The sequence below is a fragment of the Pseudoalteromonas sp. MMG024 genome (assembly GCF_021654175.1).
GTDB lineage: Bacteria > Pseudomonadota > Gammaproteobacteria > Enterobacterales > Alteromonadaceae > Pseudoalteromonas.
In genome coordinates this window covers 92,617-117,212 of record NZ_JAKFZO010000011.1, presented here as the reverse complement: position 1 = coordinate 117,212, position 24,596 = coordinate 92,617, and the positions used below count along the sequence as shown (strand labels likewise).

Sequence of the window (24,596 nt, the reverse complement as noted above, 5' to 3'; positions counted from 1 at the left end):
AAATTAATCAATTCCTCTCTCACTTTGCATACCACAACAGGATGGCGCTAGCAGCTTAGCGACAGCGCTATGATGTATCTCCTATAGAGGTAGATGTGAGGAAACGCCTATGAATTCACTAACCTTAAAGAATAAAATAGTCATTTTTACGGTTATTTTATTTCTCTCGCTAATTTCACTTGCTGGGCTAGGTTTAAAAGCCTTACGACAAGCCAGTGAAATGGACAATATCGCACGTATTAACCAGCTGATGAAAAGCACAGTTAATATCGTCAACCAATTTGAACTCGCCAGCAAAAATGGCACGCTCAATGAAGAGCAAGCAAAGCAACTCGCCACTCAAATGCTCAGAGAAAACAAATACCACGACTCTGAATACGTTTATGTGGTAGACAACCAACTCAATTTCGTAGCCACGCCACACGACCCTCAACTACATGGTACAAGTTTCAACGACTTTAAAGATGCCAGCGGTGGCAGTATTGGCGCTATGGTGGAACGTTTAGTTGGCAATAAAACCGGACAAATCATTACCTATCATTGGGATTCTGAGCGCGAAGGCGAAGTGGTGGATTTAACGTCTGTAGTACAAAAAACAAAAGATTGGGGCTGGTACATAGGTACCGGCATTAGCTACAAAGAAGTAGACGAGCGATACTGGCAAACGGCAAGTTGGCTACTTACACTGTCAATTTTCATAGCTGTTGTGCTATCAGCCGTACTTGCCAAATTTGGCCTAGATTTAAATAAATCGTTGGGTGGTGAAATTAACCATGTTCAATCCGCCGTAATGAGCGCCTCTCGCGGTAACTTAAAAACCACCCATGCATTTCAAAGCGTAGATAAAAACAGTGTCGCCGGCGCAATTAACTATATGCAACTCGGTTTGCAAGAAGTGGTTGGTGGTATCAAAAATGTATCTGATGCGCTGCAAGATGAAGTACGCGCTTCTGAAACACGTTCGCAGGAACTCGATCAGCTCACAAATTCACTGAGTAAAGAAACCCATGTAGTTGCCTCGGCAATTACCGAACTAACTGCATCAGCCGCAACGGTCGCCGACCACGCTGAGCAAGCTGCGTATTCAGTAAAAGAAGCCGAAGAACAAGGTAAAAGCGCGAATATTCTTACTAAAGAAGCGGCCACAACAATTGAGCTGCTAGAAAAGCAAATTGAAAATGCGGGCGATAATATTCAAACCTTAGATGACGAGGTAAACAATATCGAAAGCGTGTTAAGCGTTATCCAAGGCATTGCTGAGCAAACCAACTTACTTGCCCTTAATGCCGCAATTGAGGCAGCCCGTGCAGGTGACCAAGGGCGCGGGTTTGCGGTTGTTGCCGACGAAGTACGTCAACTAGCGCAGCGCACCCAAGCCAGCACCGAAGAAATTCAACAAATGATTGCTAAACTACAATCGGCAACCAAAGATGCTAAGTCATCAGTTACGCAAAGTATTAGCACCAGTGAAGAAACCGTTACCAAATCACAAAAAGCCGCGGAGGAGCTTGCGCGTATTGCCCAGTCGCTCTCAGCGATTACGGAAATGAGCCATCAGATCTCAGTTGCAGCAAAAGAGCAGTTGCAAGCAGGTGAAGATACAGCGCAGCGAGTGGTGCATATTTCTGATACCGCTGAAAATACCGCGCGCGTTTCACTTGATGCGCATAAAGCCACAGATCAGATTAAATCATTTACTAAAAATCTGGAAAAAGAAATCGCCAAGTTTGAAGTATGACGTTAATTCAAAGCCGAAAGCACTAATTGCTTTCGGCTTGTAATGAGGTAATCAGATTATACAAACCCGTTAAGCAGTTCACTTGATAGGTAGCACCTACCGTATCTAATTCTTTATCACCCGCATGATTAATCCAGCAAGTATCAAGGCCCGCATTTTTACCACCTAAAATATCTGAACTCAACGTATCACCAACCATTAATACGTTTGATTTATCTGGATTGTCAAACAGCTGCAGCGCATGGTCGAAAATCGCGATATTTGGTTTTGCTACCCCCACTTGCTCAGAGATAATGACATGCTCAAAAAAGTGGGTTAAGTCAGTGCGAGCTAGGCGCACCTGCTGCAGTGCGGTAAAGCCGTTAGTGATAATCGCAAGCTTTGCTTTACCATGCAGTAACTCAAGTAATTTACGTGCACCCGGCAAACACTGACAAATATCAGCCATGGCTGCAATAAATTGTTGATTAAGTAATTCAGGTGCCACGTCTAACGTTTCACCCCAACGTGTGAAACGCTTTATTTGTAATTCTTTAGCGGTAATTGTGCCATTTTGATAATCTACCCAAAGCGGCTTATTAACGGCTTGAAACTCATCAAAATCAGACTTTTCAAATACGATATCGTAGTTTGAAAATAGCTGTTTTAAACCTGCAAATGCATCAAAATGAAACAAGGTTTCATCAGCATCAAAAACGATCCATTGGTACTTCATTAATTATCCATTTTACAAATTAAACAGTTGTTGATTAACAAATGGTGCAAGCGCGGTAGTTATGGCCATAGTGTAAACGCTCTCTCGCGTAACTAAGTTATTAGTTAACAACGCCATTGCCCCGCCCTTTTGTTTTATATTCTCAGTGTCAAATAACCTATCCATTACATGACCCAGTTCTTCACCTTCGCAAAGCGCACGATAAACCACGTTTGGCATAGGTAAATTGCTACTGCGGCCAACTTGCACATGCTGTTTGTTATCAATCACAATGTAAGCAAAGGTCGCAGGACCATAACTAAAGTTATCTACACCGCCCTCTATCGCAACATACCAATCCGCCTGAAAATGCGCTTTTGTGTAAGCAACTCGGTTTTTTGCACCTAGTAAGGTCTCTTCTGCAGTCATTGGTTGGTCTGCCACCTCGGATGGTGCAAATACACCTTCACAGGTGAAATCAATGTTTGGAAACATGGCAGAAAATGCATTGCTTACTGCGTTTATTTTTACGGGATTTGTCGACCCAACAATAATTTTTTGGCTTTCTTTACTCATTTCTTACAATTCTTTGTCAATTAAAAGTCGCCTATCGCTTTCTAAATGCGCTGCGAGTTTTTATAATATCGCCATTGTGCTGACTGCCTACTGAATTAGCAAGTCGGTGGTTTAGCGAAACTTATGTTTTAGGAAAGATTATGAGCCAAGCTCGTGGTAATTTGTTTATTTTGTCAGCTCCTTCTGGTGCAGGTAAATCAAGCCTTATCAACGCACTGTTAGAACGCCATAGCGATATGAAAGTATCGGTATCACACACCACACGCTCACCTCGTCCGGGTGAAGAAAACGGCGTGCACTATCATTTTGTAACGCAAGATGAATTTAAACAAGTCATTGCTGACGATGGCTTTTTTGAATGGGCACAAGTGTTTGATAACTACTATGGCACGTCAAAACAAAGCATTGAAACGCAATTAGCGAATGGCATTGATGTGTTTTTAGATATTGATTGGCAAGGCGCGCGCCAAGTAAGAGAGCTTGTTTCAGATGTACGCACTATTTTTATTTTGCCACCATCAAAGCAAGAACTTGAAGCGCGTTTAAATAGCCGAGGCCAAGACAGCGCCGAAGTTATCTCGAGCCGAATGGCAAAAGCACAATCAGAAACCTCTCATTACAATGAATATGATTATCTCATTGTGAATGACGATTTTGATACTGCACTTTACCAGTTGGAAACCATCGCCTTTGCCTCGCGCTTGGCACAAACCAACCAAACGCATAAGCACCAGCAACTGCTGAACGACTTATTAGCGGATTAAATCAATCCAAGTATTGGCTATTTTCTTCGCATCAAGTAAACTACGCTTTTGCGAATAATAAATTTTTGGAGTGCCTGATGGCTCGAGTAACTGTTGAAGATGCAGTAGATAAGATTGGTAACCGTTTTGACCTTATTTTAGTTGCGGCTCGCCGTGCGCGCCAAATCGCAACTGGTGGCAAAGATCCTATGGTTGATGCTGAAAACGACAAGCCAACTGTAATCGCACTACGTGAAATTGAAAAAGGTTTCATCACCAATGATTCTTTAGATTCACTAGAGCGTGAAGATCAGCAAAACCAAGAAGCGGCTGAGCTAGCTGCGGTTGCTGCTATCGTTGGTGGTGGTCACCAATAAGCAATAATTATTGCTCCCTACTCACGCTTTTCTTAGCTGAGTAGCTTTTCCAGCGACTGTTCGACTTTTTAATAAGAAACAGTCGTTGGCAATCCCTTCCAATTCATCGTATATTGTTATCAATTCCCCTCTATAGCTAGTATTGGAGCATCAATGTATCTTTTTGAAGGTCTTAAAAAGAACATCTCAGAATATTTAACGCCAGAGCAAGTTGAACTTGTGCAAAAGGCCTATGTGGTTGCACGTGACGCACACGAAGGTCAAACACGTTCAAGTGGTGAACCCTATATCACCCACCCTGTTGAGGTGACACAAATACTTGCTAATATGCGCTTAGATCACGAAACCTTAATGGCTGCATTAATGCATGACGTGATTGAAGATACCGATTTCAGCCAACAAGACCTTGCTGAAATTTTTGGCGATACTGTTGCCGAACTGGTTGAAGGCGTGTCAAAACTCGATAAACTCAGCTTTAAAGACCAAAAAGAATTCCAAGCGGAAAACTATCGCAAAATGATTATGGCAATGACGCAAGATATTCGCGTTATTCTTATCAAACTTGCAGACCGCACGCACAATATGCGAACACTTGGCGCACTGCGTCCTGAAAAACGTCGCCGCATTGCCCGTGAAACACTTGAGATTTTTGCCCCAATAGCCAACCGTCTTGGTATTCATGACATTAAAAATGAGTTGGAAGATTTAGGCTTTCAAGCGCTTTACCCAATGCGTCATCGCGCGCTAAAAAACGAAGTCACTAAAGCACGTGGCAACCGTAAAGAGATTATTCAAAATATTCAAAACGAGATTATCTCGCGCATTGAAGAATCGGGCATTGAAGTTGAAGTATCAGGCCGCGAAAAACACCTTTATAGCATTTACCGTAAAATGCTAAATAAAGAGCTGATGTTTAACGAAGTAATGGATATTTACGCGTTTCGCATTGTCGCCAATTCAATGGACACCTGCTACCGCGTACTTGGGGTTGTGCACAACCTATACAAACCAATCGAAACGCGCTTTAAAGACTACATCGCCGTACCAAAGACCAATGGCTATCAATCTTTGCATACCTCGCTTGTAGGTCCTCATGGTATTCCCGTTGAAATTCAAATTCGCACCCATGAAATGGATCAAATGGCTGATAAAGGGGTTGCCGCACACTGGCTTTACAAAAAAGCGGGTGATAGTGCGGGTAATACGGCGCAGCAACGCGCTCGTCAGTGGATGCAAAGCTTACTTGAATTACAACAAAGTGCAGGCTCATCATTCGAATTTGTTGAAAACGTTAAAACAGAACTTTTCCCTGAAGAGATTTACGTATTCACGCCAGATGGTCGCATAATTGAATTACCAATGGGCGCCACAGCGGTCGATTTTGCCTACGCAGTTCACACCGACGTTGGTAACACCTGTGTTGGCGTGCGGGTGAATAGAAAGCCTTACCCACTAAGCGCCGCGCTTGATACCGGCCAAACGGTTGAAGTTATTACTAGCTCAGGTGCTCACCCTAATGCGACTTGGCTTAACTTTATTGTTACCGCAAAAGCGCGTATGGGCGTGCAAAAATACCTTAAGAAGCAAGAGCACGAAGAAGCACTGCAATTAGGCCGTCGCCTTTTAGATTCAGCACTTGGCGAGCACCATTTAAGCGATGTAAGTGAAGAAGCGCTGGCACGCACAGTGGAAGAACATAATGTTGATTCACTGGATAAACTATTAATAGAAATTGGTTCAGGTAACATTTTAAGCCTACTTGTCGCAAAGCGTCTGCTACAAGAACAAGGCGAAGATGTTGGCGAACTAAACCACAACAAAAAAGCAGCCATTATTGGTACTGAAGGGATGTTAATTAACTACTCTAAGTGCTGTCGCCCTGTTCCTGGTGATGAGATTGTTGCGCATATTAGCCAAGGTAAAGGCCTTACTGTTCATCGCCAAGAATGTAAGAACATTCGCGGTTGGCAACAAGAACGCTCTAAATATTTTGTTGTGAAATGGGAAGACAACCCAGAAAAAGAATATATTGCAGCACTACGTGTTGAAATTATAAACCACCAAGGCGCACTCGCTAAATTAACGAATTTAGTATCAACGACCGCGGCAAATATTGTTGAAATTAGTACCGAAGAAAAAGAGAGTAACTTATACCTAATCGATCTAGGTATCACAGTGAAAGACCGCATCCATGTCGCTAACATAATGCGCCGAATTCGAGTAATGCCAGATGTACAAAAAGTATATCGCCGAAAATAATTAAGAAGATAAATTATGACAAAATCAATTATTAGCACTGATACAGCACCTGCAGCAATTGGCACATATAGCCAAGCAGTAAAAGTAGGTACTACGGTTTACCTTTCAGGCCAAATTCCACTGGTTCCTGAAACAATGGAAATGGTATCAGACGATTTCACTGAGCAAACACATCAAGTATTTAAAAACCTAGTATCTGTATGTCAGGCTACTGGCGGCGAAATTCAAAACATGGTTAAAGTAAATATTTTCCTAACTGACCTGTCTAACTTCGCAACCGTAAATGAAGTGATGAGCCAGTATTTTAACGAACCGTATCCAGCGCGCGCTGCGATTGGTGTTGCTGAACTACCAAAAGGTTCACAAATCGAAATTGATGGCATTTTAGAGTTACCATCAACCAATTAATTTAATTCATTAATAAAATAATGAAAAAATTAAATATAAAGGGCTGTTATGCCCTTTTTTTTATGCTAAAAAAACATGTATAGTTTGTTAATCATAATGGCCTAGGAGCTTAAGTGTTTACTCTTAATAACGAAAATCAAGTTGTACTGACAGTTTCTGAGCAAACGCCCATGCCGCCGAGTGCTGACTTTGTCTTTCAAGCACTCGCTAACTCTGAATTCGCCGATTGTTATGTTTTAACAAAAGAAGTGAAAGAAGCTTTTCGCGATCCCGACTTTAACGAACTGATTGTTGCGGAAAAACACGATGCAACACTGACAGTGTCGGTCAGTGAAGACAAAATGGCTGCAACCGCCGTGTTAACCACGGCCTACGGCGGTGAGTTGATGAGCATGGAGCAGGCCGTTGAAATCATTAAACAAGCCAACATCACCCGCGGTTACAAACAAGTTTGGTTAGAGTCGTTACTAGGTAAGCAATTTGAGGCAATGCCAGGCAAAGAGCTCTCGATCGTAATTGCCAAAGGGCAAATTCCTGTTGCCGGTAAAAACGGTTCACTTGAAAAGAATGTACAAACTCTTGCCGACCGCGTTCGTCAACCGAAGCGCCGAGAAGATGGTTCTGTAGATATGCGTGATTTTGGCGCACTCGCCAGTGTAAAACCCGGTGATACCCTGATGACGCACCACTTTGCCACCTTAGGCAAAGACGGATTTAACGTACTTGGTGAAACACTAAAGGCCAAACCGGGCGATGAAGTAAAATTAATTGCAGGTGACGGCACTGAACTAAGTGGCACCGACGATAAGTACCTAGTTGCTACTATTGCCGGCGTTCCTGTTGATGACAAATACGGTATGCGTGTTGACGATGTATTTACCATTCCTAATGTAGACGTAAAATCAGGCCATATTGATTTTGACGGTTCAGTGATCATTACCGAGAATATTGAACCGGGTATGAAAGTAACCGCAAAAGGCGACATTACCGTATTTGGTAGCGTTGAATCTGCGGAGCTAAACGCCACAGGTAGCATAGAAGTTAAAGAAGGCTGTTTAGGTCACCACAAAGAGAACGATGAGCTTTCGAATAAAATTAGCTGTGAAGGCAACTTAACCATCAGCTACGCACAATATACGTATTTATCTGGCAATCAGGTTAAAATTAAAAGCCAGGCAAGCCACTGCCACATTAAAGCAAAAAATGAGCTAATGATCGGCAACCCTGAAAAAGGGGATGGCAAACTCATTGGCGGTAAAGTGCTTGATGCTAAAACCATGATTTGTGGTGAAGTGGGCACCGATAAAGGAGCACATACAGAAATTCACTTAGGTCATGCAGCTGTATTATTGAAAAACCGCACCGATGAAATTTTTGAACAAGTGCGGTTATGTAATCAGCAGCTAGAAGCGCTCGAGTCTGAGTTTGATAAAGCACTGTCTATCGAAGATGCCGATAAACAACAAAACCTGTTAATTGAAATCTCTGATAAGCAAAACCTTAACGAACAGTTAATTGAGTTACTGCCAAATAAAGCCGCCAAGCTAGAACGTGCCATTCATATGCTCCGTGATTACTGCTATCTCGAAGTACAAAAAGCACTACACTCAAACGTAGAGCTGCGTATTTTTAACAAAGTACTCAAAACGGCGCGCATTTATCCCCCCCTTACTGCACGTATCGATAAAAACAAAATCGAATTAGAGTTTAAAACAACCTAGCCAAAATTATGACCCAATACAAAATGGATAATCTCGACAAATCGATTCTGCACGCGTTGATGGACAACGCGCGCGTGCCTTATGCTGAGCTAGCAAAAAAGTTTGAAGTCAGTGCCGGCACAATTCACGTACGTGTTGAGAAAATGAAACAAGCCAATATTATTACGGGCACAAAAGTTTCTATTAACGAAAAAAATCTAGGTTACGACGTATGTTGTTTTATTGGTATTAACTTAAAAAATGCCAAAGATTATCCCGACACTATCAAGCGCTTAGAAGCGTTAGAAGAAGTGGTAGAAGCCTATTACACCACAGGTAATTACAGTATTTTTATTAAGGTTGTGACACGTTCAATTGATCACCTGCAAGACGTGCTAATCAATAAAATTCAGGCCATTGACGTAATCCAATCAACCGAGACCTTAATCTCCTTACAAAACCCAATTAACCGAGATGTAACGCCATAACATTTCACTGTGGTGCAGAATAATTGCGAGAGACACACCAGCTAGGTATAATCGCCGCGAATTTTCCGGAGAATAATCATGGCCGATAACCGTTACAAACGCGTAAAATCTGTACTCGACAAACGTCAACTTGATTTAACTGTGTGCTTAGACGAAGTGCACAAACATCATAACTTATCAGCAATTGTTAGAACCGCTGACGCCGTTGGTTGTCACCATGTTCATGCGGTTTGGCCAAGAGAACAGCGTCGTTTAACGAATAATACATCGGGTGGTAGTAAAAACTGGGTGGAAACCCATATGCACGATGATATTGATGATGCGGTAAAAGCACTTCGTGAACAAATTCCAGGCGTGCAAATTTTAGCGACAAACCTATCAGATAGCGCCGTTGATTTTCGTGAAATTGATTACACAAAACCAACTGCCGTTATTGTTGGCCAAGAGCGCGATGGTATTTCCGACAAAGCACTCGCTCATGCGGACCAGCATATTATCATTCCAATGGAAGGCATGGTGCAGTCATTAAATGTATCCGTTGCTGCAGCGCTAATTCTATACGAAGCACAGCGTCAGCGCGAAAATGCAGACATGTATCAGCCTAATGACCACTTAGATAAAAACACTAAGCACACCTTACTATTTGAAGGCTGCCACCCTATTATCGCGCAACAATGCCGACAAAAAGACCTAGCTTACCCAGAACTCGATGATGAGGGTGAAATTGTGGCTGACGAAGCGTTTTGGAATACCCTACGCTTTGTTAAAAAAGCCTAAGCCAAACACTGGTTATTTTTACAGTTATCTATTGCAACTTTAAACTTAACCTGTTAAAAACCAAGGACGGTAAAAACGAAAGGACAGCTATGGCAATTGATCTTGCCTCATACCCCATCACTGAACTAAAAGGTGCAGGGCCTAAAATTGCAGAGCGTTTAGCAAAGCTGCATATTTTTACCGTACAAGACTTACTCTTTCATTTACCGCTGCGCTATGAAGATCGCACTCGCATTTATCCTATTTGCGAGCTGCAAGCGCACTATCATGTCAGCATTGAAGCGACTATTGAAAATACCAATATCAGCTTTGGTAAACGTCGCATGCTTAATTGCCAAGTTAACGATGGCACAGGCAGACTAACATTACGCTTTTTCACTTTTACCGCTGCACAAAAAAATAATTTAACTCCGGGCAGCAGAATACGCTGTTTTGGAGAAATTCGCCGCGGTAGGAACGGCTATGAAATGGCTCATCCTGAGTATAAAATCATCGATGAGCATGCGACAAGCCAAGTTGAAGAATCCCTTACGCCCGTTTACCCAACAACGGAAGGCTTAAAGCAGCTGTCGTTACGCAAACTGAGCAGCCAGGCCGTAGCCTTACTAGAGCGCTATGATATTCAAGAACTCTTGCCAGCTCAGTATCAACCGCAAGGGTACAGTTTGAAAAAAGCCTTACTAACGCTTCACAAACCAAGTCCTGAGGAAAGTACGCTATTACTTGAGCAAGGGCTTCACCCTGCTCAGCAACGACTCGCATTTGAAGAAATACTGGCACAAAATTTAAGCCTTTTAAAACTGCGCGCCAAAGGGCAAGTGCATCAGGCGGTAGCCTTGCCACCAACTAATTCTCTTGAGCCACAGTTACTTGCCCTGCTACCTTTCACACCAACTAATGCGCAACAGCGTGTAGTGGCAGAAATTAAACACGATCTGACTCAGCCCTACCCTATGATGCGATTAGTTCAAGGCGATGTTGGTTCGGGCAAAACGTTAGTTGCGGCAAAGTCAGCACTTACAGCGATTAGCCAAGGTTATCAAGTTGCCTTAATGGCACCTACCGAGATTTTAGCCGAGCAGCACGCTAACGCTTTTCGGGCTTGGTTTGAGCCGTTAGGGGTTAAAATTGCGTGGTTAGCAGGTAAAACTAAAGGCAAAGAACGCACTGTAGCACTTGAGCAAATAGCCTCCGGCGAAGCACAAATGATTGTCGGCACCCATGCGTTATTCCAAGAACAAGTGAGCTTTAATAATCTCGCACTGATTATTATTGATGAACAACACCGCTTTGGCGTACACCAACGTTTAGAATTACGTGAAAAAGGCCGTAATGGCAACTGCTACCCACACCAGTTAGTTATGACTGCAACACCTATTCCACGCACCTTAGCAATGACCGCCTATGCCGATTTAGAAACATCGATTATTGACGAGTTACCACCGGGCAGAACACCTATTACAACGGTGGCTATTCCAGATACCCGCCGCCAAGACATTATTAACCGTGTACAGCAGTCTGTACTGCAAGACAAGCGTCAGGTTTATTGGGTGTGTACGCTAATTGAAGAATCTGAGGCATTGCAATGTCAAGCTGCGGAGGATAGCGCAAAAGAATTAGCTAAAGCGCTACCCGATGTTGCTATCGAATTGGTTCACGGCCGCATGAAACCAAGTGAAAAGCAGTTCATCATGTCGGAGTTTAAAGCGGGCAAAATAGACGTATTGGTTGCTACAACCGTAATAGAGGTTGGGGTAGATGTACCTAACGCTAGCTTAATTATTATTGAAAACCCAGAACGTTTAGGGCTTGCCCAATTACACCAGTTACGCGGCCGTGTTGGCCGTGGCTCAGTCGCATCGCATTGCGTACTGCTATATCACCCACCGCTATCTAGCACAGGTCAAAAACGTTTAGGAGTGCTGCGCGATAGCAACGACGGCTTTGTCATTGCAGAGCGAGATTTAGAGATCCGTGGACCCGGCGAAGTGCTTGGTACAAAACAGACGGGACTTGCGGAATTTAGAATTGCTGATCTTGTGCGAGACAAAGCCCTAGTAGAACAAGTTAGGCCCGTCGCTAAACGCTTTTTAACTGAGCATAGCGACCTTGCTGAGCAAATTATTGCCCGTTGGTTGCCCAATAAAGAGCAATTCGCACAGGCATAATCGTTAAGCTAAATGGCATTTTTATTTTTTGGCGCGAGCTAACGCGCTCGGTGGCATTTTTTCAGCGAGCAATGCGAGCTTTTTTGCGACTTCTTGATGGCGCTTTTTATCGTAAATTAAAGCGCCATTAAGCCAGCGGTACGCATCTTCAAAATCGCGAGGGCTACCTAGCCCCGCGTTAAACAAATCAACAAGCCTAATTTGTGCATTTAAATTACCAAGCGATGCAGCCTCACGTAGATAAATAATGGCTTTATTGATATCGCGCTGCACCAATTGGCCAACATGGTAATAGCGACCGAGTTGCTCTAGCGCCGCCGCTAAGCCTTGATCTGCCGCTTCGCGCATATAATACACGCCAAGATCAACATCGCGTTCTACACATACTGCGTATGCCAACATATCGCCATATAAAAACTGATATGCAGGGATTTTCATTTTACTTGCACGCGCTTCGATATCTTGCACAAGTTGGCAATCATCGAGCTTTACTCGTGTTAAATGTTCATTTTTATTTATGAGTTTAATCAGTTCATCTTGGCTGTAAATTTGCACTGCTTGAAGTTCAGGGTTTTCGGCAAGCACACTTGCAGAGCTAAAAAGCAGCCCTGTTACAGCAAAGGTTTGACACAGTGTTCGCATAAATAAACGCATAATAATTCTCAGATATTCGAGGCCAGTTAAGTCAATCCACTTAACTAGTTAATCATTCAGTGAGCTAACCACCGCACTCCACTTATAGCTAGCGCGATAAACGTGTTCAAATATTGAATACCAATTCACTTAAATAGCTGATCATCCTAGCGGGCTAAATATCATGCTAACTGCGTTAGAATTTATCAATGCAGAACAACTACATAAGAAAAATTCTGCCTTGTTACCATTTCATTTATCCAACGCTATCCCTGATCACATACTTAACAGAATTGGTATAACAAAACTGGAGCTCATACCAATTTAAAATAATTGATACAAAATATATACCAACCTTTGAATTTTAGGCATAAAAAAAGCTGCAAACTGCAGCTTTTTTCTAGAAACTAAATTTACTCACCAAATGGGTTGCGTACAATCATCGTTTCTACACGATCTGGGCCAGTCGAAATGATATCGATTGGTACACCAGTGATTTCTTCTAAACGCTTGATATAGTTACGTGCAGCTTGCGGTAAGCCTTCGTAAGTTGTTACACCGAACGTATTTTCGCTCCAACCTGGCATCTCTTCGTATACTGGTGTTACTTTCTCGTAACCTTCAGCAGCAAGTGGTGTTACGTTTGTAACTGTGCCATCTTCAAGCTGGTAACCAGTACAGATTTTGATTGTTTCTAAACCGTCTAATACGTCTAGTTTAGTTAAACAGAAGCCTGTAATAGAGTTAATTTGTACCGCACGACGCATTGCAACAGCATCGAACCAACCTGTACGACGTAAACGACCCGTTGTTGCGCCAAACTCGTGACCTTTGTCACCTAAGTGTTTGCCAACAGGGTCTTGCTTATCTAAACCGTCATAAAGTTCAGTTGGGAAAGGACCTGAACCAACACGTGTTGTGTATGCTTTCACGATACCTAATACGTAATCTAGGTTTAATGGACCAAAACCAGCACCCGTAGCTACACCGCCAGCCGTTGTATTTGAAGACGTAACGTATGGGTATGTACCGTGGTCGATATCAAGTAGTGTACCTTGTGCACCTTCAAATAAGATGTGCTCACCATTAGTGCGTGCTTGGTCAAGTAACTCAGTAACGTCAACAACCATAGACTTAAGAATGTCAGCAACTGCCATTGCTGCGTCTAATGTTTCTTGGTAATCAACTGGATCAACTTTGTAGTAATTAACTAGTGTAAAGTTATGATACTCAACTACTTCTTTTAGTTTTTCAGCGAATAACTCTGGGTTAAATAAATCGCCAACACGTAAGCCACGACGCGCCACTTTATCTTCGTAAGCTGGACCAATACCACGACCTGTAGTACCGATAGCTTTAGCGCCACGTGCTTCTTCACGAGCCATGTCTAATGCTACGTGATACGGTAGGATTAGTGGACATGCTTCAGAAATTAATAAACGCTCTCTAACCGGAACACCACGCTCTTCAAGCATGCCGATTTCGCGCATAAGTGCATCTGGTGCTAATACTACACCGTTACCGATTACACATTTAACATTGTCACGTAGAACACCTGATGGGATAAGGTGAAGAACTGTTTTCTCACCGTTAATAACGAGTGTGTGACCTGCGTTGTGACCACCTTGATAACGTACAACTAAAGACGCTTTATCTGTTAGTAGGTCAACAACCTTACCTTTACCTTCGTCACCCCATTGGGTGCCTAATACAACGACGTTTTTACCCATTGTAACTTCACTTAAAGAAAATTAGGCGCAGATTCTATCAAAAAATGGGGGCAAAGATCACCCCGTTTAGCAGCTTTTTTCATCATTTTATCTAAATAACTTCAATTAAATTGGTATATACAAGCTCATTAAGCACTATTGTTTTTAGATAATTTATTAATAAATTTAATTTTTATTTTATCTCTTGGTTGTTTTTTATTTTATGGTTTTAACCACATAAAAAGCAGCCAACCAATCAAGATTAAAGCAACGCCTATCATCCGCAATTGCGGATCAGCTAATTGCGCTATTTCGCGTAAATACTCGCGCCACTTCGCTGGAAACAAAGCAAACGCCAATAGCAATACATCAAAGCTCATTATTTTCTCCATAAAAAAGCCCTGCAAGTGCAGGGCTTTTAATATTATATTGCAACTGGGTAATTTACTTACCGGTTTGCTTCATATACTTAAAGAAGTCACTATCAGGGCTCAGCACCATAACGTCTTCTTTGTTTTTAAAGGTTGCTTTGTAAGCATCTAGGCTGCGTAAGAAGCTATAGAATTCTGCGTCTTTGTTGTACGCATCAGCATAAATTTTTGCTGCTAACGCATCACCTTCACCACGTACACTTCGTGCATTACGCTCTGCATCAGCAAGCATAACCGTTACACGACGGTCTACGTCAGCGCGAATTTCCTCAGCCTTCTCCATACCTTCAGAACGGTGTTCTTTCGCTACAGCAGAACGCTCAGCGCGCATACGTTGGAAAATTGAATTACTTACTTCTGTCGGTAAATTAATTTTCTTAACACGTACATCAAGTACTTCAATACCTAACTCCGCAGCACTTTCAGAAGCTTGTGATAATGCCTCTTCCATTAGGGCGCTACGCTCACCTGACACAATCTCGCGAATTGTGCGCGAACCAAAGTTAGTTCTTAAACCATTGTTCACCTTTTGCTTAAGTAGTGTTTCAGCATATTGCTTATCACCACGAGCACGCAGGTAGAACTTACTGAAGTCTTTAACACGCCATTTAACATACGAATCAACAATTAAGTCTTTCTTTTCGCTTGTTACAAAACGATCTGGTGAACCGTCCAGTGTTTGAATACGCGAATCTAGCTTACGTACTTGAGAGATAAACGGCATTTTAAATTGCAGACCTGGCTCATACACAACCGGGCTATCTTCGCTATCTTTCTTAACTTTACTAAACTCTAATACAATTGCCTTTTGACCTTCTGGCACCACAAACAGACCAGAAAAACTAAGCATCGCTAGAATAACAACAATAACTAAACCAAAGTTTTTCATTGATTGTATCTCCCAGAGTTGTAACGGTCGCTAGAGTAGCGGTCATTCGCCGAATTTAGCTGGCTGTTTTTCGTTGTACCTAGTTGCTGTCTTAAGTTATCAACATCATTGCGTTGACGAGCAGGCATTGCGTTTTCTTTCGATTGCTGAATAATTTTATCGAGCGGTAAATACATCATATTATTACCACCTTCTACATCAACAATTACCTTTGACGTGTTACTTAATACTTCTTCCATCGCATCAATATAAAGACGCTGACGCGTTACTTCTTTAGCAGCTTGGTATTCTGGTAATAGACGTTCAAAACGTGCGATTTCACCTTGCGCTTCAAGCGTTACACGCTCTTTATACGCTTCTGCTTCTTGCGTCATACGTGTTACACGACCACGCGCAGTTGGTTCAATCTCACGTTGATATGCTTCAGCTTCACGAATAAAGCGCTCTTCATCTTCTTGTGCAGCAATTGCATCATCAAACGCATCTTTAACTTCTGCCGGTGGACGCGCATCTTTAAAGTTAACGTCTGTCAGTACGATACCTAAATTATATGGCGTGATAATTTTCTCAAGTTCCTGCCAAGTGTCTTGACGCACCTGCTCACGGCCTTTCGTTAATACATCATCCATTTTTGCGTGACCAACAACATAACGCAGTGCACTGTCAAGCGCTTGCTGTAAGCTGTGGTCTGCATCCGTTACGCTGAAGCGGTATAAATATGCATCGGTAACACGGTACTGAACCACGAACTCAACACTTACCACGTTCTCATCTTCAGTAAGCATAAAGCCTGATGCAGAAAGTGAACGCACTGCTTCAATATCTACAGGGATGACACGATCAACAAACGTCATTTTCCAACGAAGACCTGGCATAGCAACTTCATGGAACTGACCGAAGCGTAATACAACACCACGCTCTGCTTCTTTCACCGTGTAAAAACCACTAATAGCCCAAACAGTAATAGCGATAATTAAAACAAATACCAGCGCAGGGCCACTTAAACCGCCGTTGCTTGATCCTTTTTTGCCGCCAAATAAGCCACCAAAGCGGTCGCCGTATTTGCGGAACACTTCATCTAAATCAGGTGGACCCTGATCTCGACCGCCCTTGTTATTCCATGGGTCTTTGTCGTTGCCATTGTTACCCGGCTCGTTCCAGGCCATAGCGTCACTCCAATATTAATAATTAAAATTAAACTTTGGTAAATTTACCAAAACCTTAGGGGATTTTCTAATTTTTACGGTAAACAAATATTTTTGAAAAGTTAAACCACTAATTCTTGTATTTGCTCACCGAACTCTTTTTTCAAGCGCTGCCAGTCTGACATAGGTAACCTGACATCTAATAGCCAATTACCCAGCTCATCAAAGTTTTCAGCTTGCACCGCATTTAATCGATAAAGCGCACCTTGTAAGCGACCTAATTGCGGCGGAATGCGCATATTTTCATGGAACATTTGTTCCGCCAAGCATTCGCCAATCGCTTCAAGCAATAGTTCACAACCTACCCCAGTTTGTGCCGATAACCAAACGCGAATAGGTCGACCTTCATCGTTGCGATCAATACGTGGAGACACCTCTTCCACTAAATCGATTTTATTGTAAACCAATAGCTGCGGTACTTCATCAGCATCGATTTCTCTCAGTACATCTTGTACTTGTTCGATATTTTCTTGACGCCTTGCATCTGCGACATCAATTACGTGAAGTTGTAAATCCGCTTCACGGGTCTCAGCTAACGTTGATTTAAACGCAGCGACTAAGTCATGGGGTAAATGCCTAATAAAACCAACAGTATCAGCAAGAATTGTTGGCCCCAAATCTGGCACCTCAATTTTACGAAGTGTTGGGTCAAGCGTCGCAAACAACTGATCCGCCGCATATACATCGCTATCGGTGATGCGATTAAACAAGGTTGATTTACCCGCATTGGTATATCCAACTAATGATACGGTTGGAATTTCATTTCGGTTTCGTGCGCGGCGTCCTTGTTCACGTTGTTTAGCTACTTTTTCTAAGCGCTTTAAAATATTTTTAATTTTGCCACGAATTAAACGGCGGTCGGTTTCAAGCTGGGTTTCACCCGGACCTCGTAAACCTATGCCCCCTTTTTGCCTTTCAAGGTGAGTCCAACCTCGAATCAATCGGGTAGAAATATGGCGTAGTTGCGCAAGTTCTACTTGTAGCTTACCTTCATGAGTGCGCGCTCTTTGCGCAAAGATATCAAGAATCAAACTGGTTCTATCAAGCACGCGACATTTACATATCGCCTCTAAGTTACGTTCTTGTGAGGGGGATAATTCGTGATTAAAGATGATTACATCTGCATCATGGATTTTGACAATCTCAGCAATTTCCTCAGCTTTACCGCTTCCGACGAAGTATTTGGCATGCGGTGATTGACGACTGCCTTGCACAACCGTCAATGCATTTACACCAGCTGAAGAAACGAGCATTTCCAATTCTTGCAAATCTTCTCGATCGCCTTCATTTGGAAATTCGATATGAACTAAGACTGCCTGTTCACCGGCTTCATAACGGTCAAACAAGCATTAAACTCCTATTAATTAGTAGTTACCGCTCTCGTCTTCTGCACCGCCCTGAGTTGCTTGGAAATTAACAGCTCGTGCAGGTACAACAGTTGAAATAGCGTGTTTGTAAACCATTTGGTTTACAGTGTTTTCTAGTAAAATTACAAATTGGTCAAATGACTGAATTTTGCCTTGTAGCTTGATGCCGTTAACTAAATAAATTGCTACAGGAATACGTTCACGGCGTAACGCGTTCAAAAATGGGTCTTGTAATGATTGGCCTTTTGCCATTGTTATTTTCCTTAGTTCTAGGTGTTCTTATAAAATTCGATAACTCTAACGAATTCAATTATTTTTACTGCACCACTTTACTAGCTTAGCGAACTTAACACGCGTTGCAAGTTTTCTTCATCGCCTGATTCTAGCCAAGTAATATTTTGCCAGCCACGTAACCAAGTCAACTGACGTTTAGCAAGCTGACGCGTAGCAGCTATGCCCTTAAAAACCATTTCATCATAATCATCCTCGCCCGCGAGATAATCCCACATTTGACGATAACCTACGCAGCGAATAGACGGTAGGTCTGGATGTAAGTCCTTTCTTGTATATAAGGCCAGAACTTCTTTTTCAAACCCCATATCGAGCATTATTTTAAATCTTTTTTCAATACGTTGGTGTAACACAGCGCGATCGCTCGGTGCAATCGCAAACTGTAAAACATCAAAAGGTAACGGTTCTGACTTAACCTTTTGTAGCTCACTCATTGGTTTACCCGTTAAACGGTATACCTCTAAAGCGCGATTAATACGCTGTGAATCATTTTCATTAATTTTTGCAGCTGCAACTGGATCGACGTGTGTCAGTTCTTGATGCAATGCGGGCCAGCCTTTCAGTTGCGCTTCTTGCTCAAGTTCAGCACGAATTGCTTGGTCTGCATTTGGTAATGGTGACAAGCCTTCAAGTAACGCTTTGAAATACATCATGGTGCCCCCCACCAACAGCGGAATTTTGCCTTGGCTATGTAACTGGGCAATATTATCTAGCGCATCACGGCGAAAGTCAGCTGCAGAATAACTATCAGCAGGATCGATTAAATCGATGAGTCGGTGCGGTGCTAATGCCAACTCTTCAGCATTCGGCTTCGCGGAACCAATATCCATGCCTTTGTATACCAACGCAGAGTCGACACTTATTGCTTCGGTATTTAAATGCTGACATAGCTGAATCGCTAAATCGGTTTTACCGGAAGCAGTCGGTCCCATTAAGCAAATAACTGGCAATTGTTGCAACGTTTTTCCTTGCTAAACTAAAAATTAATCGGTTAGTCAAAAAGACTGTTTTCTATGTCAATTTTAACAGTTTTCGTTTTAAAACTGGCAATTAATTCAGGCTTTTTTACCACTAACTCGACTAATTGCTTAGTAATTGTGTAGCCTAGCGGCTGAACTAAGGCAATATTTTTCAGCCAAGTCAGCCAAAACGTCAGATCGGCTTTTTCATTTTGTCGCAATGCATGGTCAAACAAGTTATCTAAGATTTGATTAACATCCACTGAATATAAAACCTCAGGTAATTTTTTCACTAACAAAAACTGAGAGTTGACGGCAATATCAAAACCAAGAATTCCTAACCATGAAATGTTGTCTTGCACTTTATCAAGCAAGTCTGACGATAAATTGATACGTACAGGTAACAGCAGACTTTTACTTTCAAGTTGCCCTTGTTGTTCAACATGCGTTTGCCAAAGGGTAAGGATTGCTGGCGTAAGATCGATCAACTGCGGTTCACCATTTACACTGCGCAGTGCTTTTCCTTGGCGTAGCGGCAATAACTCAATGCATTCTGCGCTATTAGTTGATTGCGGTATATCATTAAGCGTGTGATGAACTGCTGATTCAATGACCTGATCGGCGACTCCCTGATAGAAGGCATTTACCGAATGCTGTTTTACGCTATCGGGGACTTTATGATGCTGCATTAGCGGCTTTTTGTAACCTGAACTACCACTAGGCGCGGAAAAAGAAGCGCTTTGTTCACGCACTTGCGGCGTAGTCACCGCGCTGGGTTCATGCCCAGCATCAAATTGATGCATTTGCTGTAGTAGATAATCGCTAGTCTCATTACTTGGAATGATATCGAGCGGCTGTTCAAAACTAATCGCTTGCCTCACTGCTTGTACAATAAAGTCATGTACTAAACGCCCTTGATGAAAGCGTACTTCGTGTTTTGCTGGGTGTACGTTCACATCGACTTGGCGCGGTTCTATCTCAAGGTAAATAACAAAACCCGGAATATCATAGCCTGAAGCATATTCTTCAAATGTTTGACGAATCGCGTGAAAAATTAACTTATCACGCATCATACGACCATTAACATAAGTGTACTGCGGCTCTGTTTTATCGCCAACGGGTAATACCCAACCATACAGGCGTAAGCGCTCATCACCAGAATCGACATACACAGCCTGCTGTTCAAACACTTTCCCCGCAACTTGGGCAACACGCTTGACGTAATTTTCTTGCTGCATTTGTGCACGGTATTGGCGCACGGTTTTGCCATTATGCTTAAGCGTAATTGCCACATCAAAACGCGACAATGCAATGCGCTTTAGCAGTTCATCAATATGGTGAAATTCAGTTTTCTCGGTGCGTAAAAATTTACGACGAGCTGGTGTGTTAAAAAATAAATCAACCACTTCAATGGTTGTGCCATTAGGATGCGAGGCAGGCGTAATTTGTACCGCCATATCTCGCCCTTCAGCATACGCTTGCCACGCTTCGCTTTGTGCCTCAGTTTTAGAGGTCAATGTTAAGCGCGATACTGAGCTAATTGACGCCAAAGCTTCGCCACGAAAGCCTAGTGATACGATTTGCTCTAAGTCATCGAGTGATTTTATTTTGCTGGTTGCATGGCGCGACAACGCTAAAGTTAGTTGGTCTTTGTCAATACCAAAGCCATTATCGCGAATACGTATTAGTTTGTGACCACCGCGTTCAATATCAATTTGAATGCGCGTTGCACCCGCATCTAAACTGTTTTCCACCAGCTCTTTAACCACTGATGCGGGGCGTTCTACTACTTCACCAGCAGCTATTTGGTTGGCAAGGCGAGCGGGTAATATTTGTATAGACATAATTACAAGTTCAAAAATCGAGGTACTATTAGCTACGCGGAATAGTTAAGTTTTGCCCGATATATAACGTATTCGACGATAACTTATTAGCTTTTTTCAAAGAGCTAACCGTTACCCCATAACGACTCGCAAGCACACTGAGGGACTCGCCTGAACGTACCTTATGAAAACGCGGTTGATCTTTTTTCAACTTGGCAAAATATGAATCTTCAGGAGGGTTATTTCTAAAATACGCCTTTACCGATTTAAAAATTGCCGTCGCGAGCTTTTCTTGGTGGTCTCTGGTTTTTAGCAAACGCTCTTCTGTTGGGTTAGATATAAAGCCTGTTTCAACCAAAATAGAGGGAATATCAGGTGATTTTAATACAGCCAAACTCGCCGCCTGCGGCACTTTTTTATGCATGCGTGTGACTTTTCGCATTTCACTAATTACATCTTCAGCCACTTCAAAGCCGGTTTTCATTGAATGATCCATCGACATATCGAGTAATGCTTGCGCCAAGTAGCGCTCTTGCTGAGTATCTTTTAACACATCTGCCGCACCACCTAATAGCTCAGAGTGTTGCTCTCGATTTTCTATCCATTTACCAATTTCTGAATTAGCACGTCTTAGCGAAAGTACCCAAACCGAGCCTCCGCGAGGTTGCGGCGACGTAAATGCATCAGCATGAATGGAAATAAAGAAATCCGCTTTTTTGGTTCGAGCGCGCTGAGTACGCGTATTGTATTTTACGTAGTAATCACCGGTACGAGGCATAATTGCCGACATACCTTTTTCAGCATTGATCTTAGCTGCCAAACGTTTTGCTATTTGTAATGTAATCGTTTTTTCATAGGTACCTGATGGGCCAATAGAGCCTGGGTCCTCACCACCGTGCCCTGCATCAATTGCAACAACAATGTCTCTATCACTGCTAATATCGCGATTTTTTACAACGGTTTGTGCTTTCGGTTTTTCTTTACTGTACAAATCGAATACAAGTCGGTCGCTATACGGACCTGTTGGTGCGAGTGAAAAGATAACTGGTTTAACCGGTGCTAGCAGTTCAAATACTAAGCGCGTATCAGATTTTCGCTTTGGTGTGCTGTAGCGAATTTTTTTAATTAATTGATGTTTTTTATCAATTTTTGGAAATGTTGCTGCGCGCCCTGGTGTTGATTTTATATCAACCACCAAGCGCAATGGATTTTTCAAAAAGAAGTAGCTGTATTCAGGCTTCTCTTTCATATCGAGTACCACGCGGGTGCTCTCAGGAGACGGCCAAACACGCACACTGTCAATTTTGTTTGCAGCGTATAAGTTAACACTTACAAACATCATGACAATTGTAATTACTCGAAATAGAGATTTAATATTGTACCAATCGCTAGTCATTCTTCAGCTTATTTATTATTGTTTTGCCACTTTGACTGTTCGCCATTATGGTAATTCTACGCGCATTATCGACATATTCCATTGTAATCTCTAGATCTGCCTGTGCAAGCATTCCAGCGCCTTTTTCTGGCCATTCAATTAAACACACTGAATTATTTTCAAAGTAGTCTCGAATGCCCATAAACTCCAATTCTTCGGGATCTGCAAGGCGATATAAATCGAAGTGATAAACATTTTGTGAAGCTAATTCGTAGGGTTCAACCAAGGTATAGGTTGGACTTTTTACTTTACCGGTATGACCAAAACCTTGCACAACGCCGCGTGTAAGCGTCGTTTTGCCCGCACCTAAGTCGCCATGTAAAAAGATAACAGCACCTTCATGTATGCATGAAGACAATTTACTGCCTATGGCAACTGTTTCAGTTTCATCGGCCAAAAAGCAATTAAAAACCCCATCTTGCTGATCCATTTACTTCTCCACTAATCAACCAGTTTTCTAATTAAAGGGTACAGATCTGAGACTAACATGCCACGCTTACCCTGTTGCTCTGCAATTTCCGCTGCGCGGCCGTGAATATTAACAGCCAATTGAACAGCTTCAAAGTTCGGCATGCCCTGCGCAATTAAGCCAGCGATTATACCAGATAAACAATCGCCCATCCCAGCACTTGCCATACTGACGCTGCCCGACGTATTAATTACCGTATGATGACTATTAGCAACTAAGCTGCCCGCCCCTTTTAACAAGGCTATTGCGTTATATTGCTTTGCTAATTTAGAGACTGAATCAAAACGATTAAGTTCAATTTCAGAGCTTGGGATACCCAGTAACCTTGAAGCCTCTCCGCTGTGAGGGGTAATAATCATGTGCGCTAGGTCAATTGGCTTTTGAGCTAACAAGTTAAGCCCATCCGCATCAATAATAATTGGTTTATTGACCTTCTCGATTGCCTGCCATACGGTCTTACTCCAATTTGACAAGCCGAGGCCTGGGCCAATCACACACACATCGGCTTTTTCAATTAGTGGTTGCAACTCTGTTGCGTGCTCGACGGCGTGTACCATAAGTTCATAACGCCCTTGGACCACAATGGCGCGATTTTCTGGATGCGTCGCTACACTGACAAGCCCAGCACCTGCGCGCAGACAGGACTCAGCCGCAATGCGAATAGCCCCCGGCATAGGTTTATCGCCACCAATTAATAAAACGTGGCCAAGTTGTTGTTTATAACTATTGATATGACGAACCGGCAGTAATGCTTTTAACGCGTCATAATTTACTAACTGAGAAAGTGGTTTGACATACTCAATAAAAGCATCGGCTAACTCTAGTCCTGTAAAATATAAATTGCCAACATGCTGCTTAGCATTACCGCTTAATAATCCTTGCTTAAGAGCAATAAAGCTCACTGTATAATTAGCATTGATACAGGCCTTTGCCACCTCGCCTGTTGTTGCATTCAGACCTGAAGGTAAATCTACCGCAATAATAGGTTTATGCTGTTGGTTAATGTAATTGATAACATCTGAATATTCACCACTTAACTCACCGCAAAAACCGATGCCCAACAGCGCATCAATATAAACGTCGGCACTGGTATCTAAGCTATCAACTACTTTACCGCCTTGCTTTATGTAATCTAAGTAAGCGCGCTTAGCGTCACCCGATAACTGATTTACATCCTTAACACTGAATACTGTAACATCAAGCTCATGCTGCAAAGCATAATTAGCCATCCAATAGCCATCACCTCCATTGTTACCGCCACCAGCAATCACTTGAACTTTATCGCAATTACCATATTTCAACATCAGTAACTGAAAAACCGATGCGGCAGCCTGTTGCATCAGCGCGTACATCTCTACATTTTGCTGCGATGCAACTATCGCTTCATTGTCTTTTACTTGTTGGGCGCTATATGCAAACTGTGGTAAATTAGTGGTTAATTCTGGCGTCATTTATTT

At 42.5% G+C, this 24,596-nt stretch carries 23 protein-coding genes; 9 read left to right on the top strand and 14 right to left on the bottom strand.

Annotated features, from left to right (window positions below; genetic code table 11):
- The first annotated feature begins 109 nt into the window (after nucleotides 1-109).
- Nucleotides 110-1,738, top strand: coding sequence for a methyl-accepting chemotaxis protein (locus L1068_RS12420; protein WP_237130532.1), 1,629 nt, complete (start codon nucleotides 110-112; stop codon nucleotides 1,736-1,738).
- Nucleotides 1,739-1,760: 22 nt separating this feature from the next.
- On the opposite strand, the gene yjjG is transcribed toward L1068_RS12420, so the two are convergent.
- Entirely contained in the window at nucleotides 1,761-2,453 is a 693-nt protein-coding gene (gene yjjG / locus L1068_RS12415; protein WP_237130531.1) for a pyrimidine 5'-nucleotidase, read from the bottom strand.
- A gap of 12 nt (nucleotides 2,454-2,465) precedes the next feature.
- Entirely contained in the window at nucleotides 2,466-3,008 is a 543-nt protein-coding gene (yjjX, locus tag L1068_RS12410) for an inosine/xanthosine triphosphatase (RefSeq protein ID WP_237130530.1), read from the bottom strand.
- A 140-nt stretch (nucleotides 3,009-3,148) separates the two neighbouring features.
- Between yjjX and gmk the strand changes: the two genes are divergently transcribed.
- The 8 genes from gmk to recG all read left to right on the top strand — a co-directional run bounded on the left by gmk (nucleotide 3,149) and on the right by recG (nucleotide 11,928).
- On the top strand, nucleotides 3,149-3,772 hold the full coding sequence (gene gmk, locus L1068_RS12405) for a guanylate kinase (RefSeq protein ID WP_237130529.1): 624 nt from the start codon (nucleotides 3,149-3,151) through the stop codon (nucleotides 3,770-3,772).
- A 77-nt stretch (nucleotides 3,773-3,849) separates the two neighbouring features.
- Complete coding sequence (rpoZ, locus tag L1068_RS12400; protein ID WP_010561050.1) at nucleotides 3,850-4,128, top strand: DNA-directed RNA polymerase subunit omega; 279 nt, start codon at nucleotides 3,850-3,852, stop codon at nucleotides 4,126-4,128.
- Between the two features lie 153 nt (nucleotides 4,129-4,281).
- Entirely contained in the window at nucleotides 4,282-6,387 is a 2,106-nt protein-coding gene (gene spoT / locus L1068_RS12395; protein WP_100912641.1) for a bifunctional GTP diphosphokinase/guanosine-3',5'-bis pyrophosphate 3'-pyrophosphohydrolase, read from the top strand.
- Nucleotides 6,388-6,402: 15 nt separating this feature from the next.
- Nucleotides 6,403-6,795, top strand: coding sequence for a RidA family protein (locus L1068_RS12390; RefSeq protein ID WP_237130528.1), 393 nt, complete (start codon nucleotides 6,403-6,405; stop codon nucleotides 6,793-6,795).
- A gap of 113 nt (nucleotides 6,796-6,908) precedes the next feature.
- Entirely contained in the window at nucleotides 6,909-8,516 is a 1,608-nt protein-coding gene (locus tag L1068_RS12385) for a FapA family protein (RefSeq protein ID WP_237130527.1), read from the top strand.
- A gap of 8 nt (nucleotides 8,517-8,524) precedes the next feature.
- Complete coding sequence (gene asnC, locus L1068_RS12380; protein WP_010561054.1) at nucleotides 8,525-8,983, top strand: transcriptional regulator AsnC; 459 nt, start codon at nucleotides 8,525-8,527, stop codon at nucleotides 8,981-8,983.
- A 78-nt stretch (nucleotides 8,984-9,061) separates the two neighbouring features.
- Nucleotides 9,062-9,760 carry a tRNA (guanosine(18)-2'-O)-methyltransferase TrmH gene (trmH, locus tag L1068_RS12375; RefSeq protein WP_237130526.1) on the top strand — a complete coding sequence of 233 codons (699 nt, stop codon included), beginning with the start codon at nucleotides 9,062-9,064 and terminating at the stop codon, nucleotides 9,758-9,760.
- Nucleotides 9,761-9,810: 50 nt separating this feature from the next.
- Nucleotides 9,811-11,928: an ATP-dependent DNA helicase RecG gene (gene recG, locus L1068_RS12370; RefSeq protein WP_275419489.1), complete on the top strand. Its 2,118-nt coding sequence runs from the start codon at nucleotides 9,811-9,813 to the stop codon at nucleotides 11,926-11,928.
- A 21-nt stretch (nucleotides 11,929-11,949) separates the two neighbouring features.
- Here the strand turns inward: recG and L1068_RS12365 are convergent, their stop codons facing one another.
- The 12 genes from L1068_RS12365 to L1068_RS12310 all read right to left on the bottom strand — a co-directional run bounded on the left by L1068_RS12365 (nucleotide 11,950) and on the right by L1068_RS12310 (nucleotide 24,590).
- A complete protein-coding gene (locus L1068_RS12365; RefSeq protein WP_237130524.1) occupies nucleotides 11,950-12,582 on the bottom strand; it encodes a tetratricopeptide repeat protein in 633 nt (210 codons plus the stop codon).
- Nucleotides 12,583-12,974: 392 nt separating this feature from the next.
- Nucleotides 12,975-14,291, bottom strand: a complete 1,317-nt coding sequence (locus tag L1068_RS12360) for an adenylosuccinate synthase (protein ID WP_054979088.1) — start codon at nucleotides 14,289-14,291, stop codon at nucleotides 12,975-12,977.
- A gap of 200 nt (nucleotides 14,292-14,491) precedes the next feature.
- Entirely contained in the window at nucleotides 14,492-14,650 is a 159-nt protein-coding gene (locus L1068_RS12355) for a DUF2065 domain-containing protein (RefSeq protein ID WP_237130523.1), read from the bottom strand.
- A 64-nt stretch (nucleotides 14,651-14,714) separates the two neighbouring features.
- Entirely contained in the window at nucleotides 14,715-15,590 is an 876-nt protein-coding gene (hflC, locus tag L1068_RS12350; protein WP_237130522.1) for a protease modulator HflC, read from the bottom strand.
- On the bottom strand, nucleotides 15,587-16,756 hold the full coding sequence (gene hflK, locus L1068_RS12345; RefSeq protein WP_237130521.1) for an FtsH protease activity modulator HflK: 1,170 nt from the start codon (nucleotides 16,754-16,756) through the stop codon (nucleotides 15,587-15,589). Before hflK ends, hflC begins: the two co-directional genes overlap by 4 nt.
- Before the next feature lie 101 nt (nucleotides 16,757-16,857).
- Entirely contained in the window at nucleotides 16,858-18,141 is a 1,284-nt protein-coding gene (gene hflX / locus L1068_RS12340) for a ribosome rescue GTPase HflX (RefSeq protein ID WP_237130520.1), read from the bottom strand.
- Between the two features lie 18 nt (nucleotides 18,142-18,159).
- The gene (gene hfq / locus L1068_RS12335; protein WP_010561063.1) at nucleotides 18,160-18,414 is read right to left on the bottom strand and encodes an RNA chaperone Hfq; all 255 of its coding nucleotides are present in this window, start codon (nucleotides 18,412-18,414) and stop codon (nucleotides 18,160-18,162) included.
- A gap of 80 nt (nucleotides 18,415-18,494) precedes the next feature.
- Nucleotides 18,495-19,412, bottom strand: a complete 918-nt coding sequence (miaA, locus tag L1068_RS12330; protein ID WP_237130519.1) for a tRNA (adenosine(37)-N6)-dimethylallyltransferase MiaA — start codon at nucleotides 19,410-19,412, stop codon at nucleotides 18,495-18,497.
- A gap of 32 nt (nucleotides 19,413-19,444) precedes the next feature.
- Nucleotides 19,445-21,256 carry a DNA mismatch repair endonuclease MutL gene (gene mutL / locus L1068_RS12325; RefSeq protein ID WP_237130518.1) on the bottom strand — a complete coding sequence of 604 codons (1,812 nt, stop codon included), beginning with the start codon at nucleotides 21,254-21,256 and terminating at the stop codon, nucleotides 19,445-19,447.
- A 28-nt stretch (nucleotides 21,257-21,284) separates the two neighbouring features.
- Nucleotides 21,285-22,631: an N-acetylmuramoyl-L-alanine amidase gene (locus tag L1068_RS12320; protein WP_237130517.1), complete on the bottom strand. Its 1,347-nt coding sequence runs from the start codon at nucleotides 22,629-22,631 to the stop codon at nucleotides 21,285-21,287.
- Complete coding sequence (tsaE, locus tag L1068_RS12315; RefSeq protein WP_237130516.1) at nucleotides 22,624-23,100, bottom strand: tRNA (adenosine(37)-N6)-threonylcarbamoyltransferase complex ATPase subunit type 1 TsaE; 477 nt, start codon at nucleotides 23,098-23,100, stop codon at nucleotides 22,624-22,626. Before tsaE ends, L1068_RS12320 begins: the two co-directional genes overlap by 8 nt.
- Nucleotides 23,101-23,111: 11 nt before the next feature.
- Nucleotides 23,112-24,590 (bottom strand): NAD(P)H-hydrate dehydratase, encoded by a 1,479-nt coding sequence (locus L1068_RS12310; RefSeq protein WP_237130515.1) that lies wholly within the window; start codon nucleotides 24,588-24,590, stop codon nucleotides 23,112-23,114.
- Nucleotides 24,591-24,596: the final 6 nt, after the last annotated feature.

Bases quoted from the DNA above. Each gene is read 5' to 3' on its own strand.
- L1068_RS12360 (WP_054979088.1), bottom strand. From the start codon at position 14,291: ATGGGTAAAAACGTCGTTGTATTAGGCACCCAATGGGGTGACGAAGGT.
- yjjG (WP_237130531.1), bottom strand. From the start codon at position 2,453: ATGAAGTACCAATGGATCGTTTTTGATGCTGATGAAACCTTGTTTCAT.
- L1068_RS12310 (WP_237130515.1), bottom strand. From the start codon at position 24,590: ATGACGCCAGAATTAACCACTAATTTACCACAGTTTGCATATAGCGCC.
- spoT (WP_100912641.1), top strand. From the start codon at position 4,282: ATGTATCTTTTTGAAGGTCTTAAAAAGAACATCTCAGAATATTTAACG.
- asnC (WP_010561054.1), top strand. From the start codon at position 8,525: ATGACCCAATACAAAATGGATAATCTCGACAAATCGATTCTGCACGCG.
- tsaE (WP_237130516.1), bottom strand. From the start codon at position 23,100: ATGGATCAGCAAGATGGGGTTTTTAATTGCTTTTTGGCCGATGAAACT.
- mutL (WP_237130518.1), bottom strand. From the start codon at position 21,256: ATGTCTATACAAATATTACCCGCTCGCCTTGCCAACCAAATAGCTGCT.
- hflC (WP_237130522.1), bottom strand. From the start codon at position 15,590: ATGAAAAACTTTGGTTTAGTTATTGTTGTTATTCTAGCGATGCTTAGT.
- hfq (WP_010561063.1), bottom strand. From the start codon at position 18,414: ATGGCAAAAGGCCAATCATTACAAGACCCATTTTTGAACGCGTTACGC.
- L1068_RS12420 (WP_237130532.1), top strand. From the start codon at position 110: ATGAATTCACTAACCTTAAAGAATAAAATAGTCATTTTTACGGTTATT.
- L1068_RS12390 (WP_237130528.1), top strand. From the start codon at position 6,403: ATGACAAAATCAATTATTAGCACTGATACAGCACCTGCAGCAATTGGC.
- L1068_RS12365 (WP_237130524.1), bottom strand. From the start codon at position 12,582: ATGCGTTTATTTATGCGAACACTGTGTCAAACCTTTGCTGTAACAGGG.
- gmk (WP_237130529.1), top strand. From the start codon at position 3,149: ATGAGCCAAGCTCGTGGTAATTTGTTTATTTTGTCAGCTCCTTCTGGT.
- yjjX (WP_237130530.1), bottom strand. From the start codon at position 3,008: ATGAGTAAAGAAAGCCAAAAAATTATTGTTGGGTCGACAAATCCCGTA.
- trmH (WP_237130526.1), top strand. From the start codon at position 9,062: ATGGCCGATAACCGTTACAAACGCGTAAAATCTGTACTCGACAAACGT.
- hflK (WP_237130521.1), bottom strand. From the start codon at position 16,756: ATGGCCTGGAACGAGCCGGGTAACAATGGCAACGACAAAGACCCATGG.
- L1068_RS12355 (WP_237130523.1), bottom strand. From the start codon at position 14,650: ATGAGCTTTGATGTATTGCTATTGGCGTTTGCTTTGTTTCCAGCGAAG.
- rpoZ (WP_010561050.1), top strand. From the start codon at position 3,850: ATGGCTCGAGTAACTGTTGAAGATGCAGTAGATAAGATTGGTAACCGT.
- L1068_RS12320 (WP_237130517.1), bottom strand. From the start codon at position 22,631: ATGACTAGCGATTGGTACAATATTAAATCTCTATTTCGAGTAATTACA.